This is a genomic window from Achromobacter spanius, assembly GCF_002966795.1.
Taxonomy (GTDB): Bacteria; Pseudomonadota; Gammaproteobacteria; order Burkholderiales; family Burkholderiaceae_B; genus Achromobacter; species Achromobacter spanius_D.
On sequence record NZ_CP023270.1, the window covers coordinates 4757138 to 4771934 of the forward strand.

General features: G+C 67.4%; 13 protein-coding genes. 8 read left to right on the forward strand and 5 right to left on the reverse strand.

All coding sequences use genetic code 11. From position 1 onward, the window contains the following. The first annotated feature begins 28 nt into the window (after positions 1–28). The 8 genes from CLM73_RS21550 to CLM73_RS21585 all read left to right on the forward strand — a co-directional run bounded on the left by CLM73_RS21550 (position 29) and on the right by CLM73_RS21585 (position 7684). Positions 29–502, forward strand: coding sequence for a DUF4863 family protein (locus CLM73_RS21550; protein WP_105240166.1), 474 nt, complete (start codon positions 29–31; stop codon positions 500–502). An 80-nt stretch (positions 503–582) separates the two neighbouring features. Next, on the forward strand, positions 583–2142 hold the full coding sequence (locus CLM73_RS21555) for a benzoate-CoA ligase family protein (RefSeq protein WP_105240167.1): 1560 nt from the start codon (positions 583–585) through the stop codon (positions 2140–2142). After that, positions 2139–2975 (forward strand): alpha/beta fold hydrolase, encoded by an 837-nt coding sequence (locus CLM73_RS21560; RefSeq protein WP_105240168.1) that lies wholly within the window; start codon positions 2139–2141, stop codon positions 2973–2975. Before CLM73_RS21555 ends, CLM73_RS21560 begins: the two co-directional genes overlap by 4 nt. A gap of 56 nt (positions 2976–3031) precedes the next feature. Next, positions 3032–4192 carry an ABC transporter substrate-binding protein gene (locus tag CLM73_RS21565; protein ID WP_105240169.1) on the forward strand — a complete coding sequence of 387 codons (1161 nt, stop codon included), beginning with the start codon at positions 3032–3034 and terminating at the stop codon, positions 4190–4192. Positions 4193–4225: 33 nt separating this feature from the next. Beyond that, the gene (locus CLM73_RS21570) at positions 4226–5107 is read left to right on the forward strand and encodes a branched-chain amino acid ABC transporter permease (RefSeq protein ID WP_105240170.1); all 882 of its coding nucleotides are present in this window, start codon (positions 4226–4228) and stop codon (positions 5105–5107) included. Between the two features lie 30 nt (positions 5108–5137). Then, positions 5138–6220: a branched-chain amino acid ABC transporter permease gene (locus CLM73_RS21575; RefSeq protein WP_105240171.1), complete on the forward strand. Its 1083-nt coding sequence runs from the start codon at positions 5138–5140 to the stop codon at positions 6218–6220. Continuing rightward, positions 6213–6974, forward strand: a complete 762-nt coding sequence (locus CLM73_RS21580) for an ABC transporter ATP-binding protein (protein ID WP_105240172.1) — start codon at positions 6213–6215, stop codon at positions 6972–6974. Before CLM73_RS21575 ends, CLM73_RS21580 begins: the two co-directional genes overlap by 8 nt. Continuing rightward, on the forward strand, positions 6974–7684 hold the full coding sequence (locus tag CLM73_RS21585; RefSeq protein WP_105240173.1) for an ABC transporter ATP-binding protein: 711 nt from the start codon (positions 6974–6976) through the stop codon (positions 7682–7684). The genes CLM73_RS21580 and CLM73_RS21585 overlap by 1 nt, the downstream gene beginning before the upstream one ends. Positions 7685–7739: 55 nt before the next feature. Here the strand turns inward: CLM73_RS21585 and CLM73_RS21590 are convergent, their stop codons facing one another. The 5 genes from CLM73_RS21590 to CLM73_RS21610 form a co-directional block, all read right to left on the reverse strand. Continuing rightward, the gene (locus tag CLM73_RS21590; protein WP_105240174.1) at positions 7740–9299 is read right to left on the reverse strand and encodes an acetolactate synthase large subunit; all 1560 of its coding nucleotides are present in this window, start codon (positions 9297–9299) and stop codon (positions 7740–7742) included. Positions 9300–9497: 198 nt separating this feature from the next. Further along, entirely contained in the window at positions 9498–11906 is a 2409-nt protein-coding gene (locus CLM73_RS21595) for a TonB-dependent siderophore receptor (RefSeq protein ID WP_105240175.1), read from the reverse strand. 97 nt (positions 11907–12003) lie between these two features. After that, positions 12004–12966, reverse strand: a complete 963-nt coding sequence (locus CLM73_RS21600; protein WP_105240176.1) for a FecR domain-containing protein — start codon at positions 12964–12966, stop codon at positions 12004–12006. Continuing rightward, positions 12963–13481 (reverse strand): sigma-70 family RNA polymerase sigma factor, encoded by a 519-nt coding sequence (locus CLM73_RS21605; protein WP_105240177.1) that lies wholly within the window; start codon positions 13479–13481, stop codon positions 12963–12965. Before CLM73_RS21605 ends, CLM73_RS21600 begins: the two co-directional genes overlap by 4 nt. A gap of 200 nt (positions 13482–13681) precedes the next feature. Next, positions 13682–14704, reverse strand: a complete 1023-nt coding sequence (locus tag CLM73_RS21610; protein ID WP_063953202.1) for an amino acid ABC transporter substrate-binding protein — start codon at positions 14702–14704, stop codon at positions 13682–13684. Between the last annotated feature and the right edge of the window lie 93 nt (positions 14705–14797).

A 14797-nucleotide genomic window follows, 5' to 3' on the forward strand; every position in this document is an offset into this window, starting at 1 on the left:
AGCGCCGACAGTGTAAAGGAGCCGCCTGGTGAGTACGCCTGACCAATTCCATGCCCTGATGCGCGACGTGACGCGTCTGACGGCCGGCCAGCCGCTGGATGCAGCGCTGCAAACCCGGCTCAATGACGCGGCCGGTCCGGACAGCGCGCTGTTCCAGGACATCTTTGCCACCTGTAGGCAGGGCGTGGCCGACGGCTGGATGTGCAACCGCGAAGGCGGCGGCATCCGGTATGGCCGCGTCATCAAGCCGGCCGAGGACCTGGGCGGCTGCTCGGTGGACGTCGTCGACATGATCGATCTGGCGGGTCCGCACCACGCGCATCCCAATGGCGAGATCGACATGATCATGCCGCTGACCGAAGACGCCCGCTTTGATGGCCACGGCGCCGGCTGGCTGGTTTATGGCCCGGGGTCGGCGCACCGCCCCACTGTCACGCAAGGCCGCGCCCTGGTGCTGTATCTGTTGCCCGGCGGGGCCATCGACTTCACGCGCCCCGGCTGACAGCCGGTCCGGACACCCGCCCTGCCGCCAACAACAAACACAGGCACGGCGTCCGCCCACCAGGACATCAGGAGACAACCGTGAACACCTGCCCCGCCGAACTGAATTTCGCCAGCCACCTGGCCGCGCTGAACGCGCCGCGCGCCGCCAAGCTGGCCTACATCGACGACACCCGCCAGCTCACGTATGGCGAGCTGGCCGAGCGGGTGGCCCGCATGGCGGGCGCGCTGCGCAATCTGGGCCTGCGCCGCGAGGAGCGCATCCTGCTGCTGATGCAGGACACGGCCGACTGGCCGGTGGTGTTCCTGGGCGCGCTGCACGCCGGCGTGGTGCCGGTGGCCGTGAACACTCTGCTCACCGCCGACGACTACGCCTACATCGTTGCGCACAGCCGCGTTCGGGCCGTGTTCGTGTCGGGCGCGTTGCTGCCGGTCCTGCAATCGGCGCTTGCCCAGGCGCCGGCCGACATCGAACACCTGGTCGTCTCGCAGCCCGGCGCAAACCTGCCCGACGGCGCCCACGAATTCGAATCGCTGCTGGCGGCCGCCCCGCTCGCGCCCGCCGCGCGGACGCTGTCGGATGAGATTGCGTTCTGGCTGTATTCGTCCGGCTCCACGGGCAAGCCCAAGGGCGTGGTGCACACCCACGGCAACCTCTGGCACACGGCCGAGCTCTACGCCAAGCCCGTGCTCGGCATCCGTGAAGACGACGTGGCGTTCTCGGCCGCGAAACTGTTCTTTGCGTACGGCCTGGGCAATGGACTGACGTTTCCGCTGTCGGTGGGCGCCACCGTCGTGCTGATGGCCGAGCGCCCCACCCCGCAGGCCGTGTTCCAGCGCCTGGTCCGGCATCGTCCCACCGTGTTCTATGGCGTGCCGACGCTGTATGCCAGCATGCTGGCTTCGCCCGACCTGCCCGCCCGCGAGCAGGTGGCGATGCGCGTGTGCACGTCCGCCGGCGAGGCCCTGCCGCGCGACATCGGCGAGCGCTTCACGCGTCACTTCGGCTGTGAAATCCTGGACGGAATCGGCTCGACCGAGATGCTGCACATCTTCATTTCGAACCGCGCGGGCCAGTTGCGCTACGGCACCACGGGCAAGCCCGTGCCCGGCTATGAGGTGCAACTGCGCGACGACAACGGCGCGCCGGTCTCGCCGGGCGCCATCGGCGATCTCTACATCAAGGGCCCCAGCGCCGCGCTGATGTACTGGAACAACCGCGACAAGACGCGCCAGTGCTTTCTGGGCGACTGGCTCAAAAGCGGCGACAAGTACGTGTGCGATCCGGACGGCTACTACACCTACGCCGGCCGCAGTGACGACATGATCAAGGTCAGCGGCCAGTACGTGTCGCCGGTGGAAGTCGAGAACATCCTGATCCAGCACGAGGCGGTGCTGGAAGCCGCAGTGATCGGCGTGCCGGACCACGACGGCCTGGTCAAGACGAAGGCCTACGTGGTGCTGCGCGCCGGCTTCGAGCCCGACGCGCAGACCGGCGCCGCCTTGCAGCATTACGTGAAGCAGCATCTGGCGCCGTTCAAGTACCCGCGCCAGATCGACTTCCTGGAGGAACTGCCCAAGACGGCCACCGGCAAGATCCAGCGGTTCCGTTTGCGCGCGCTGGAAGAGGCCGCGCTATGACTGCCGCCGCCCCCGCGGCAACCCACGCCGCCACGGTCTTTGCCAACATTCACGCGCGCGGCCGCGACATGCGGCTGGAATGCGCGTGGATCGCGCCGGAACGCGTCGATGCCCCACTTATCGTGTTCCTGCACGAGGGACTGGGATCGGTGTCGATGTGGAAGGATTTCCCCCAACGCGTCTGCGATGCGGCCGGGTGCCGCGGCCTCGTGTACTCACGCTATGGATACGGCCAGTCGACCGCGCGGCCGTTGCGTGAAGCGTGGCCCGTGGACTTCATGCATCGCGAAGCACACGAAGTCCTGCCCGCCCTGCTTGAGGTCCTGGGCGTGAACGCGCACCACGACAAGCCCGTGTTGTTCGGCCATAGCGACGGCGGCTCGATCGCGTTGCTGTACGCCGCGCGGTATCCGGATGCCATCGCCGGGGTGGTGGCCGCCGCGCCGCACCTCTTTGTCGAAGACATCTCGGTGGCCAGCATCGCCATGGCGCGCCAGGCCTATCTGGAATCGGACCTGCGTGCGCGGCTGGGGCGTCATCACCAGGATGTGGACTCGGCATTCTGGGGCTGGAACGACATCTGGCTGAAACCCGAATTCCGTGCGTGGAACATCGAACACGAATTGGACCGTATCACCTGTCCCGTGCTGGCCATCCAGGGCATGGACGACGAATACGGCACGCTGGAGCAGGTGCGCGGCATCCGCCGCCGCGCGCCGCAGACCGAATTGCTGGAGATACCGGCGTGCGGGCATTCGCCGCACCGGGATCAACCCGCCACCGTTGTCCAGGCCGTCGCCCACTTTGTGGGCGCGCTGGAAAAACCCGGTTGACCCGAAGCCGCGCGATCGGCCCCGGCGTCTGCCCATAACAAGCACGGAGACAAACCATGAACCACGTCCTGACCCGGGCTGCGCTGGCCGCCGCCCTGACGATCGCCGCGAGCGGCGCGCATGCCGACGACAAGCTCAAGGTCGGCTTCATGCTGCCCTACAGCGGCACCTTCGCCGCGCTGGGCAACGCCATCGAGAACGGCTTCAAGCTCTACGTCGCCGAGCAAGGCGGCAAGCTGGGCGGGCGCGAGATCGAATACTTCAAGGTGGACGACGAATCCAACCCGGCCAAGGCCGCTGAAAACGCCAACCGCCTCATCAAGCGCGACCAGGTGGACGTGCTGATCGGCACGGTGCATTCGGGCGTGGCGATGGCGCTGGCCAAGGCCGCCAAGGACGCGGACACCACACTCATCGTGACCAATGCCGGGGCGAATGCGATCACCGGCCCGCTGTGCGGCCCCGGCATCTTCCGCACCTCGTTCACGAACTGGCAGCCGGCCTATGCGATGGGACCGGTGGCCTATGCCAAGGGCCACAAGACCGCCGTGACCATCACATGGAAGTACGCGGCGGGCGACGAAGCCATCGGCGGCTTCAAGGAAGGCTTCGAGAAGGCCGGCGGCAAGGTCGTGCGCGAACTGAGCCTGCCGTTTCCCAACGTGGAGTTCCAATCGCTGCTGACGGAGATTGCCGCGCTCAAGCCCGACATGGTCTTCACCTTCTTTGCGGGCGGCGGCGCCGTGAAGTTCGTGCAGGACTACCACGCGGCCGGCCTGGACAAGACGATTCCGCTGTACGGCTCGGGCTTCCTGACGGACGGCACGCTGCAGGCGCAGGGCGCATCCGCGCAGGGACTGCTGACCACGCTGCACTATGCCGACGGCCTGAACACGCCGCGCGACAACGCATTCCGCGCCGACTACTCCAAGGCGTACAAGATGCAGCCGGACGTCTATGCGGTGCAAGGCTATGACGCCGCGCAGCTCATGCAGTCGGGCCTCTCGGCGGTGAAGGGCGATTTCTCGAAGAAGGAAGCTTTCCGCAGCGCCATGCGCACGGCGACGGTGGACAGCCCGCGCGGCTCGTTCACGCTGTCCAAGGCCGGCAACCCGGTGCAGGACATCTACCTGCGCCGCGTCGATGGCCTGGAAAACAAGGTTGTCGAGGTCGCCGTGCAGAAGCTGGCCGACCCCGCGCGCGGCTGCAAGCTGTAACGCCCCGCCACGCGTCCGCCACAGGGAGGCCCCATGGACATCAGCATCCTGCTCATCCAGAGCCTGAACGCATTCCAGTACGGCTTGCTGCTGTTCCTGGTGGCCAGCGGACTCACGCTGATCTTCGGGATCATGGGCATCATCAATCTGGCCCACGGCAGTTTCTACATGATCGGCGCGTACATGGCGTTTGCGCTGGGTCCGGTGGTCGACCGCTGGCTGGGTGGCGGGTTTCTCGCGACGCTGGCCGTCTGCGTGCTGGCCGCTGGCGTGCTGGGCTACGTGCTGGAGGCCGCGTTCTTCAGCTACCTGTACAAGCGCAACCACTTGCAGCAGGTGCTGATGACCTACGGCCTGATCCTGGTGTTCGAGGAGCTGCGCAGCATTCTTGTGGGCAACGACGTGCACGGCGTGCCGCTGCCGTCGTGGCTGCAGGGCAGCATTGCGCTGGGCGACGTGATGACCTATCCCGTCTACCGGCTGTTCATCTCGGCCGTGGGCATTGCGGTGGCGCTGCTGCTGTACTGGGTCATCTCGCGCACGCGGCTGGGCATGATGCTGCGCGCCGGCGCCAGCAACCGCGAGATGATCAGCTCGCTGGGCATCGACATCAACAAGCTGTACCGCGTGGTGTTCGCGGCCGGCGTGGCGTTGGCGGCGCTGGCCGGCAGCATTGCCGCGCCTGTCTCGTCGGTGTATCCCGGCATGGGCAACGGCGTGCTGATCATCTGTTTCGTGGTGGTGGTGATCGGCGGCATCGGGTCGATCCGCGGCGCGTTCCTGGCCGCGATGCTGGTGGGTTTTGCCGAGACCTTCGGCCAGGTGCTGTTCCCTTCCGCGGCGGGCGTGCTGATCTATCTGTTGATGGCTTTCATTCTGCTTTGCAAGCCCGAAGGGCTGTTCAAACAGGGCTAGGTCCTGTCGAGACATCAAAAGGACCCACGCATGCGCACGCCTCTGCTCAACCGACTACTGCCCTTCGCCGCGCTGCTGGCGCTGGCCGCCTTTTCGTTCAGCGGCAGCGATTACTACACCGGCCTGGTGGTCAAGATCATGATCTACGCGATCTTCGCGCTGAGCCTGCAATTGCTGGTCGGCGGCGCGGGGCTGGTCAGCCTGGGGCACGCCGCGTTCTTCGGCATCGGCGCCTACGTGGCGGCGCTGCTGTCGCCCGAATCGGAAGCGGCCGGGCTGTGGTGGCTGCTGCCGGCTGCGTTACTCGCCGCGGCCGCCTATGCGCTGGTCACCGGCGCGCTGGCGCTGCGCACGCGCGGCGTGTACTTCATCATGGTCACGCTGGCGTTCTCGCAGATGGCCTATTACGTTTTTCACGACACCAAGATCGGCGGCGGCAGCGACGGCATCTATCTGTACTTCCGGCCCGAGCTCTCGCTGGGCGGCTGGATGCCGTTCGATCTGAGCAACGGGACCACGTTCTATTTCTTCGTCCTGGCGTGCCTGGCGCTGGCGTGGGGCTTTCTGGCGCTGCTGCGGCGCTCGCCGTTCGGCGCGGCGCTGGCCGGCATCCGCATCAACGAGCAGCGCATGCGCGCGGCGGGCTATTCGACGTATCCGTACAAGCTGGCCGCGTACGTCATCGGCGCCACGCTGGCGGGCCTGGCGGGCTTTCTGTTTGCGCTGAAGGACGGCTTTGTCACGCCCGAGCTGCTGGCGTGGGAACAATCGGGGCTGGTGCTGTTGATGGTGATTCTGGGCGGCATGGCCAGCCTGGGCGGCGCGGTGCTGGGCACGGTAACGATGGTGCTGCTGCAGGAGCTGTTCCAGTCGCAGGAGTTGTTTGGCGACTACGCGCGCCATTGGCACCTGCCGCTGGGCCTGGCCATTATCGCGCTGGTGGCCCTGCTGCCGAACGGACTGGCGGGATTGCCTGCGCAATGGCGCGAGCGCCGCCACGCACGGACGGCGGACGCGAGCCGAAAGGCCGCCCGAGAAGCCATTACCCCCGCACGCGCGCAAGGCAAGGCGTCTGCGTCCCGCCTGCCCATTCAGGGAGAACGCCATGTCTGATGTCCTGCTCGCCGCAAGCGCGGTCACGCGCCGCTTCGGCGGCCTGACCGCGGTCAACGGCGTGTCGCTCGAATTGCAGCGCGGTCAGGTGCACGCCGTCATCGGCACCAATGGCGCGGGCAAGTCCACGCTCATCAACATCCTGTCGGGCGAACTGGCGGCCAGCAGCGGGCAGGTCACGCTGGCGGGCCGCGACATCACCGCGTGGCCGCAACCCGAACGGGCGCGCGCCGGGCTGGGCCGCAGCTACCAGCGGTCCACGATCTTTCCTGAACTGAGCGTCTTCGAGAACTGCCGGCTGGCCGCGCAGGCCAGCCGGCAGCGTTTCTGGCACTGGTGGCGCGACGCCGCCAGCTGCCGGCGCAGCGCCGAGCTGGCCGGCGAGGCACTGGACCGCACCGGCCTGGCCGCCGACGCCCAGCAACCCGCCGGTCTGCTGGCCCACGGCCGCAAGCGCCAGCTGGAGATCGCGATGTGCCTGGCGGGCGAACCGCAGGTGCTGCTGCTGGACGAACCGCTGGCGGGCATGGGCCCCGAGGAAACCGACCGCATCCTGGACCTGCTGCAGACGCTGAAGGCCGGCCACGCCATCCTGCTGGTCGAACACGACATGGACGCGGTGTTTCGCATCGCCGAAACCATCACCGTGATGGTCAACGGCAGCGCGATCGCCAGCGGCGCGCCGGCGCAGATCCGCGCCAACCCCGAGGTGCGCACCGCCTACCTGGGCGAAGACGGACAAGGAGCGCATTGATGCACACGCTGATCGAAGCCGGCGGCCTGCATGTGTACTACGGCGCCAGCCATGTGCTGCGCGGCGTGGACATGCACATCGCGCCAGGAGAATCGGTGGGCCTGGTGGGCCGCAACGGCATGGGCAAGACCACGCTCATCCGCAGCCTGACGGGCCATGTGAAAAGCGCGCAGGGCAACGTGCGGGTGCGGGGCAGCGACTGCACGCACGCGCAGCCGCACGCGATTGCACGCATGGGCGTGGCCTACGTGCCCGAGGGGCGCGGCATCTTTCCCAACCTGAATGTGCGCGAAAACCTGCAGGTGGCGGCGCGCCCCGGCAAGCGCGCGGGGCAGGAGTGGACGTATGCGCGCGTGCTGGACACATTTCCGCGCCTGCGCGAGCGCCTGGGACATGGCGGTCAGCAGCTGTCGGGCGGCGAGCAGCAGATGCTGGCCATCGGCCGCGCGTTGATGACCAATCCCGACCTCTTGATCCTGGACGAGGCCACCGAGGGCCTGGCGCCGCTGATCGTGGCCGAGATCTGGCGCATCATCCGCGAGATCCGCGCGACCGGCATGTCCACGCTGATCGTGGACCGCAACTACCGGGCGGTGCTGGAACACACCGACCGGTGCCTGGTCATGGAAAAGGGATTGATCGTGCAGGATGGCGACAGCGCGTCGCTTGCCCAACAGCCGGAGCAATTGACGCGCTATCTGGGGGTGTAGCGGCGAGGCGCGTGCGAAGACGATTCGCCAAGCGCCCGCGCCCAGGCGGCAATCGTCAGATCACCGCTTCGATCAGGAAGGGGCCGCGGCGCTTCAGGCCTTCGGCCAGCGCGCGCGCAAAGCCTTCGACCGTATCCACGCTGACGGCTTCGACGCCCATGCCGCGCGCCAGTTGCGTCCACTCCAGATGCGGATCCTGCAGATCCAGCATGCGGCGCGCGTTGCGGCCCGGCTCCTGCACGCCCACGTTCTTCATTTCGCCGTGCAGCGTGGCGTAGGAACGGTTGGCCAGAATGATCGTCAGGCAATCCAGGTTTTCGCGCGCCTGCGTCCACAAGGCCTGCAGCGTGTACATGCCGCTGCCGTCTGCCTGCAGGGTCACGACCTTGCGGTCGGGGCAGGCCACCGCCGCGCCCGTTGCCATCGGCAGGCCGATGCCGATGGCGCCGCCGGTCAGCATCAACCAGTCGTGCGGCGCGCTGTTGACGCTGTAGAGCGGGAATTCGCGGCCCTGCGTGATGGACTCGTCGCAGACGATGGCCTGCTCGGGCAGGTGGTGCGCGACCAGAATGTTGACCGCGGCGCTGGTCAGCTTGCCGGAGGCCGGCACTTCGTAGCTGGGCGCGGGCGCAAGCAGACGCGGCGCGTCGGCGGCGATGCCCAGTTCGTCGGCCAGCCATTCCAGCGCGTGCGGCAGGTCCTGGTCAGCAGTGGCCAGCACGAGCTGGTTGCTGTCCTGCGGGGCCAGCAGGCTGGGCTTGCCGGGGTAGGCAAAGAAGCCAACCGGCGACTTTGCGCCCGCCAGCACCAGATGCTTCACGTCCTTCAGCTTGGCCACGGCCATGTCGATCGGATACGGCAGGCGGTCCACGGGGGTGCGCGAGCCGCCGCGCTCGATGCGGCGGTTCGACGTTTCCGACACCAGACGCACGCCGGTGGCGCGCGCGATGCGGCCGGCGGCGTTCAGGGCGCGCTCGCGCAGCGCGGCGCCGCCCAGCATCAGCACGGTGACTTCGCCCGAACGGATGGCGGCGGCGGCGGCACGCACGGCCTCAGCGGTGGTCTGCGCCAGCGGCTCGTCCTTGGCCACGATGGGCGCGGGCGCGTTGTCGGGCAGTTCGGTCCATGCCGTGTCGGCCGGCAGGATCAGCGTGGCGATGTTGCCCGGCGCGCGGCGCGCCACAGCAACGGCTTCGGCGGCGTCCGCGGACAGGGCCGACGCCGTCATCGTGCGCTTGACCCAGTGCGACATCGGCCGCGCCACGCCTTCCACGTCGCTGGTCAGCGGGGCGTCGTACTGCACGTGATAGGTGGCGTGGTCGCCCACGATGTTGACCATCGGCGTGCGCGCACGCTTGGCGTTGTGCAGGTTGGCAAGGCCATTGCCCAGGCCCGGGCCCAGGTGCAGCAGCGTGGCTGCCGGCTTGTCGGCCATGCGCGCGTAGCCGTCGGCCGCGCCCGTCACCACGCCTTCGAACAGGCCCAGCACGCAGCGCATCTTGGGCTTGCGATCCAGGGCCGCCACAAAGTGCATCTCGGATGTGCCCGGATTTGCAAAGCAAACGTCCACATCATTGGCAAGCAAGGTGTCGCAGAGGCTGTCGGCGCCGTTCATCGTTGTTTCCCTGGTAGTTATCAATGGCAGGCGGGTGGCAAGGCCACCCGCGCAACGGACATCATAGGGAGCCTGGCGGATTCGCGATAGTGCCATTTCCGCTTGCGCGCATGGAACCATTCCCGGCAGGGTTCCGCCAGGCGGAACAAACCCGGGCGGCGTCCGGGGAGCGGACGGCCGCGCCAGGTTCGGCTGCCGTCAGAACGTGGCGCGCAGCGCGAGGCGGAAGGTGCGAGGCTGACCGAAGTAATTCCAGTAGTTGGTGTTGCCCACGGACTGGTAATAATTCCGGTCGAAGAGGTTGTCCACGTTGAACTGCACCGCCAGGTTCTTGTTGACGTCGTAGACCGCATGCAGGCCGACCAGCGTGTACGCGCCCTGCGAGATCTTGTACTCGTCTTCGTCCGGGCCGCTGGCGTTGAAGATGCCGCTCTGCGCGTACACCGAGCCGCCCACGCGCAGCTTGTTCCACTGGTCCGGCAGACGGTAGTCGGTGGACACCTTCAGCAGGTGGCGGGGGTAGGTGCTGGCAAACACCTGGCCGGACTGCGGCCCCTGCGCGTACTTCGATTGCGTGTAGGTGTAGCCCAGGCTGACGTTCCAGGCTGGCGTGATGGCGCCGTTGACCTCGAAGTCCACCCCGCGGTTGCGCACCTTCTCGGCAGCGCGGTAGCAGGAGAAGATGCCCGGCGGGCACAGGTCGCTGTCCTGGATCAGGTCGGCCCGGCCCTTCTGGTCCGTCTGGAACAGCGCCAGCGCGGCGTTCACCCGGCGGTCCATGAACTCGCCCTTCAACCCGATTTCGTAGTTCTGCCCCGTCATCGGCGGCAGCACGCCGCCATCGACGCCGATGTTTTCCTGCGGCTTGAAGATTTCGGTATAGCTGGCGTAGGCCGACAGGTTTTCGTTCAGGTCCTGCACCACGCCCGCATACGGCGTGACCTTGCCGCGCTGCTCGTAGCGGCTTTCGGTGCGCACGGTGGTCTGCGCAAAGCGGTCGAATTCGAACCAGCTCATGCGCGCGCCCAGGATGAAGGTCGTGCTGTCGGTCAGGCTGAAGCGGCCGGCGGTATAGATGCCCTGCTGCTTCTGCGTGATGTTGTACTGCCACATATGCGCGTCCAGCCCGGTCGGCGCGGGCGGATTGAAGGCGCCCAGGTCATTCATGTCGACCAGATAGCGATAGCCGGCGTCGCGCCCGCCGTGATAGCTGAAATCGTCCTTGCGGGTGGTGGCGCCCACCACCAGCTCATGCTGGCGGCCCAGCAGCTGGAACGGGCCGGACGCGTAGGCGTCCACGCCCCACTGCGTGTCGTCGTACTGGAACAGGCGCGGATTCAGCGTGAAGATATCGCCCGTCGTGCGCTGCGTGTAGTTGCCCAGGAAGTCCGACTTGGCGGACAGCCAGTTGCCGGCTACGGTCAGCTTCCAGCCATTGCCGAATTCGTGCTTGATGTCGGCGAACAGATTGGTGTTGCGCTTGTTCAGGTAATTCCAGTCGCCGACCAGGGCGGTCTTGCGCGACATCGGGTAGAACGAGCCATCCTCCCGTGTCGGCAGTCCGGACCAGTCGTAGCCCTGATTGCGGTCCTTCTGGTAGGTCAGGCCCGCCGTCACCGTGGTGGCGGGCGTGATGTCGGCCTCCAGGATGCCGTAGAAGAGCGAGTTCTCCTTGCCCGCCCGTTGCTGGAAGTCGCCCGCGTTGGTGTAGGCCACCACCGCACGGCCGCGCAGCGTCTTGGCCTCGTTCAAGGGCGAGGACACGTCCAGCATGGTGCGATAGTCGTCCCACGACCCCGCCGACAGCGTCATGACGCCCGTGGTCTCGTAGCCGGGCCGCTTGCGCACCAGGTTGATGGCGGCAGCCGGATTGCCCGCCCCTTCCAACAGGCCCGTGGCGCCGCGCACGACCTCCACACGGTCATAGATCTCGGTGGTGGGTTTGTTGATGGCGTCGAACGAATACGCGTTGCTGATGTTGGCCGGCACGCCGTCGATCTGCAGGTTGTCGATCAACTGGCCGCGCGCCTGGTACACCGAGCGTTCGGAGCCGTTCTGCACCACCGAAATGCCGGTGGTTGCCTGCAGCACGTCGTCCAGGTTCTGCATGGACTGATCGTCCATGCGCTGGCGCGTCACCACCGTCACGGACTGCGGCGTTTCGCGCGGCGACAGGTTCAGGCGCGTGGCGCTGTTGGTGACCTGCACCACGTACGTGCCGCTGGTGTCCACCGGCGGCAGCATGCCGGATACGGTGACCGGCGCCAGCGTCGTGGTCTGCGCGGCCGGCGCGCGCCGCAAGGTCAGCGTGCCGTCGGCGGCCCGGGTGGATTCCAGGCCGCTGCCGGCCAGTGCAACGCGTAGCGCCGCATCCATCGTGTAGACGCCCTGCACGGCCGGGGCATTCAGGCCGCGCACGAGCTGCGGATCGTAGGACACCACGGTCCGGGTCAACCGCGCGATTTCGGTCAGCGTGGCGTCCAGGCTGCCGGCGGGCAGGTCGAACGCGATGGGCGCCCGCGGCTGGGCGTGGGCCGGCTGGCCCAGGCTGGATGCCGCCAGGACCACGGCAAGGCTAAGGACGTGGGGAACAGGCAAAACGCGCATGAGGGTCTCCGATACGTTGCGCACAGTGATATGTGGGTATGTGCCGCGAGATCGGAAAAGTGACAGTCCTCGTGCGAAAAAAAATGAAAAAGGCCGTTCAGGCGGCGCGGACGTCGATCACGGTCAGCCAGCGCGTGTAGCGGCTGATGGTGATCGGCAACGTATGCTCCAACGCGCTCAGCGCGCGGTCGGTGTCGTCCAGCGGATAGAGGCCGGACACGGCCAGGCGGGCGGCCTGCGGGCTGACGCGCAGCACGCCCGTGCGGTAGCTGGCCAGCGCCGCGGCAATTTCGCCCAGCGGCTGGTCGCGCGCCTTCAGCCACCCCTCGCGCCACGCGGCGGCGTCGTCCATCGGTTGCGGACGGTCCGCCCAGCCCTCGCCGAAGCGCGCGCCCTGCCCCATCGCCAGCGTCAGGGGCGCAGACTCGCGCGGCAGGACCTCGATACTGCTCTGCAACGCCACGGCCAGGCTGGCCTCTTGTTCCAGCCGCACCATGCAGCCCGCGCCCGCGCTGCGGACCTGCCCGTGCGCCGTGTGCACCGCGAACATCGACGAAAGACCGGCGCGCGGTTGCACCACCAGCGCCCCCTCCAGCAGCCGCACGTTGCGCGCGTCCGCCGTGAAATCCAGATCCACGCGGCTGCGCGCGTCCAGGGTCAGCAGGCTGCCGTCCGGCAGCGTGAAGGTCCGGCGTTCACCCGTGGCCGTGCCCAGATCGGCCGTCAGATTGCCCAACGGTGTGATGCGGTTGGCCACCCAGCCGCCGGCCGCGGCGGCGCCGGCCAAGGCGGCCACATTGAGCAGCACGCGGCGGCGCGCCGGGCGCACCAGCGTGCGCCGCAACGCGTGATGCTCGCTCTTCATGACCGTTTCCAGCCGCCCCACCGACTGGCTCAGGCCCTGCTGCAGCCGCGCCCAGGCATGTTCATGGACCGGGTCAGCCGCGCGCCAGGCGGCACAGGCGGCGTGATCGGCGTCGGTCGCCTCGCCCGAGGTCAGCTTGACCCAGAAGCCGATCGCGCGGTCCCCGGCCTCGGCCACGGTTTGCTCGCGGCTCATGGCGCGTCCGCCAGCGCGTAGCAGCGCTGCAGCGCCTGCGCGATGTACTGGCGCACCATGCTGACCGACACGCCCAGCGCGGCGGCGATTTCCTTATGCGTCAGGCCGTCGAGCTGGCTGTACAGGAATGCCGCGCGCGCCTTTGCCGACAGGCCATCGAGCATCTGGTCCACCTGCTGCAGCGTCTGCAGGATGGCAAGCTGCTCCTGCGGCGACGGCGCGAACTGCTCGCCCTGATGGAACAGGCTTTCCAGCCACGCCGCTTCCAGCTCGCGGCGGCGCCACAGTTTCCAGACCAGGCGTTTGGCGATGGTGATGATGAGGGCGCGCGGCTCGCGCACGGAGGCGAGCCGCGGCGTCTGGATGAGCTGCACGAACGTGTCGCCCGCGACGTCTTCGGCGTCTTCGAGGTTGCGCAGCCGGGTGTAAAGGCGGCCCAGCAGCCATGGCCTGTCTTCGGTGTAGATCCGGGCCAGCAGAGGATGGTCCGAGGTAAGCGTGGAAGGCGGAAGCATGGCGCGGCGGGCGGTTATCTGCAAATGGGAATCGCTCGCATTCTATCGCAGACGTGCCAGGGCGTCCCGTTTCCGAGGCGCCCTTTGTTTACGTTCGGGTCGCGCCCGGAAACGGCAAGGCCTCCCGAGGGAGGCCTTGCGCGAGTCGGACGGCCGGTTAGGACGAACTGCCTTATCCGCCCGCTACGGCTGTCGACGCATCAGCGGATGGGCCACGGATACATCGCGCCGCCCTGGTTCCACAGCGCGTTCGTGCCGCGTTGCAGGCCCAGCTTGCTGTCCTTGCCCACGTTGCGCTCGAAGACTTCGCTGTAGTTGCCCACCGCCTTGATGGCGTTGTAGGCCCACTTCTCATCCAGGCCCATATTCTTGCCGGCGCCCGGCGTCACGCCCAGGATGCGCAGCACGTTGGGGTTCTTGCTCTTGAGCATTTCGTCGACGTTCTTCTGCGTGATGCCGTATTCCTCGGCTTCCAGCAGCGCAAACAGCGTCCAGCGCACGATTCCCAGCCAGTTCTCGTCGCCCTGGCGCACCATGGGGCCCAACGGCTCCTTGGAGAAACGCTCCGGCAGGATCTCGTAGTCGTTGGGGTTGGCGACCTGCGTGGCGCGCACGGCGGCCAGTTGCGAGGCGTCGTCGGTGAAGGCATCGCAGCGGCCCGATTCAAAGGCGCGCACCACTTCGGTCACCTTGTCGATCACGACCGGCTTGAACTCGATGTTGTTGGCGCGGAACCAGTCGGCCAGGTTCAGTTCGGTGGTGGTGCCCGGCTGCACGCAGACCGTGGCGCCGTTCAGTTCCTTGGCGCTCTTGACGCCCAGCTTCTTGCTCACCAGGATGCCCTGGCCGTCGTAGAAACTGGCGGCGACCGCGGACAGGCCCAGCGACGTGTCGCGCGTCTGGGTCAGCGTCACGGTGCGCAGCAGCACGTCGACCTCGCCCGATTGCAGCGCGGTGAAGCGTTGCTGGGTGGACAGCGCGGTGCCCTTGAACTTGGAGGCATCGCCGAACACCGCCGCCGCTACCGCGCGACAGATGTCCACGTCCATGCCTTCCCATTCGCCCTTGCTGTTCGTCGCGGAGAATCCGGAGACCCCGTCCGTCAGGCCGCATTGCACGAATCCCTTCTTTTTCACCGCGTCCAGCGTGGGACCGGCCATCGCCGCCTGGGACGCGCAGGCCAGGGCAATCGCGCCGGCCGCAACCATCAATTTCCGCTTCATGTTCTGCTTCTCCTGAGATAGATGACCGCCCTGGGCTCGTAGCCGGGGGCAGTTGAAACCAGGTCCTGCCTTACTGGACCGGCCGCCAGATTA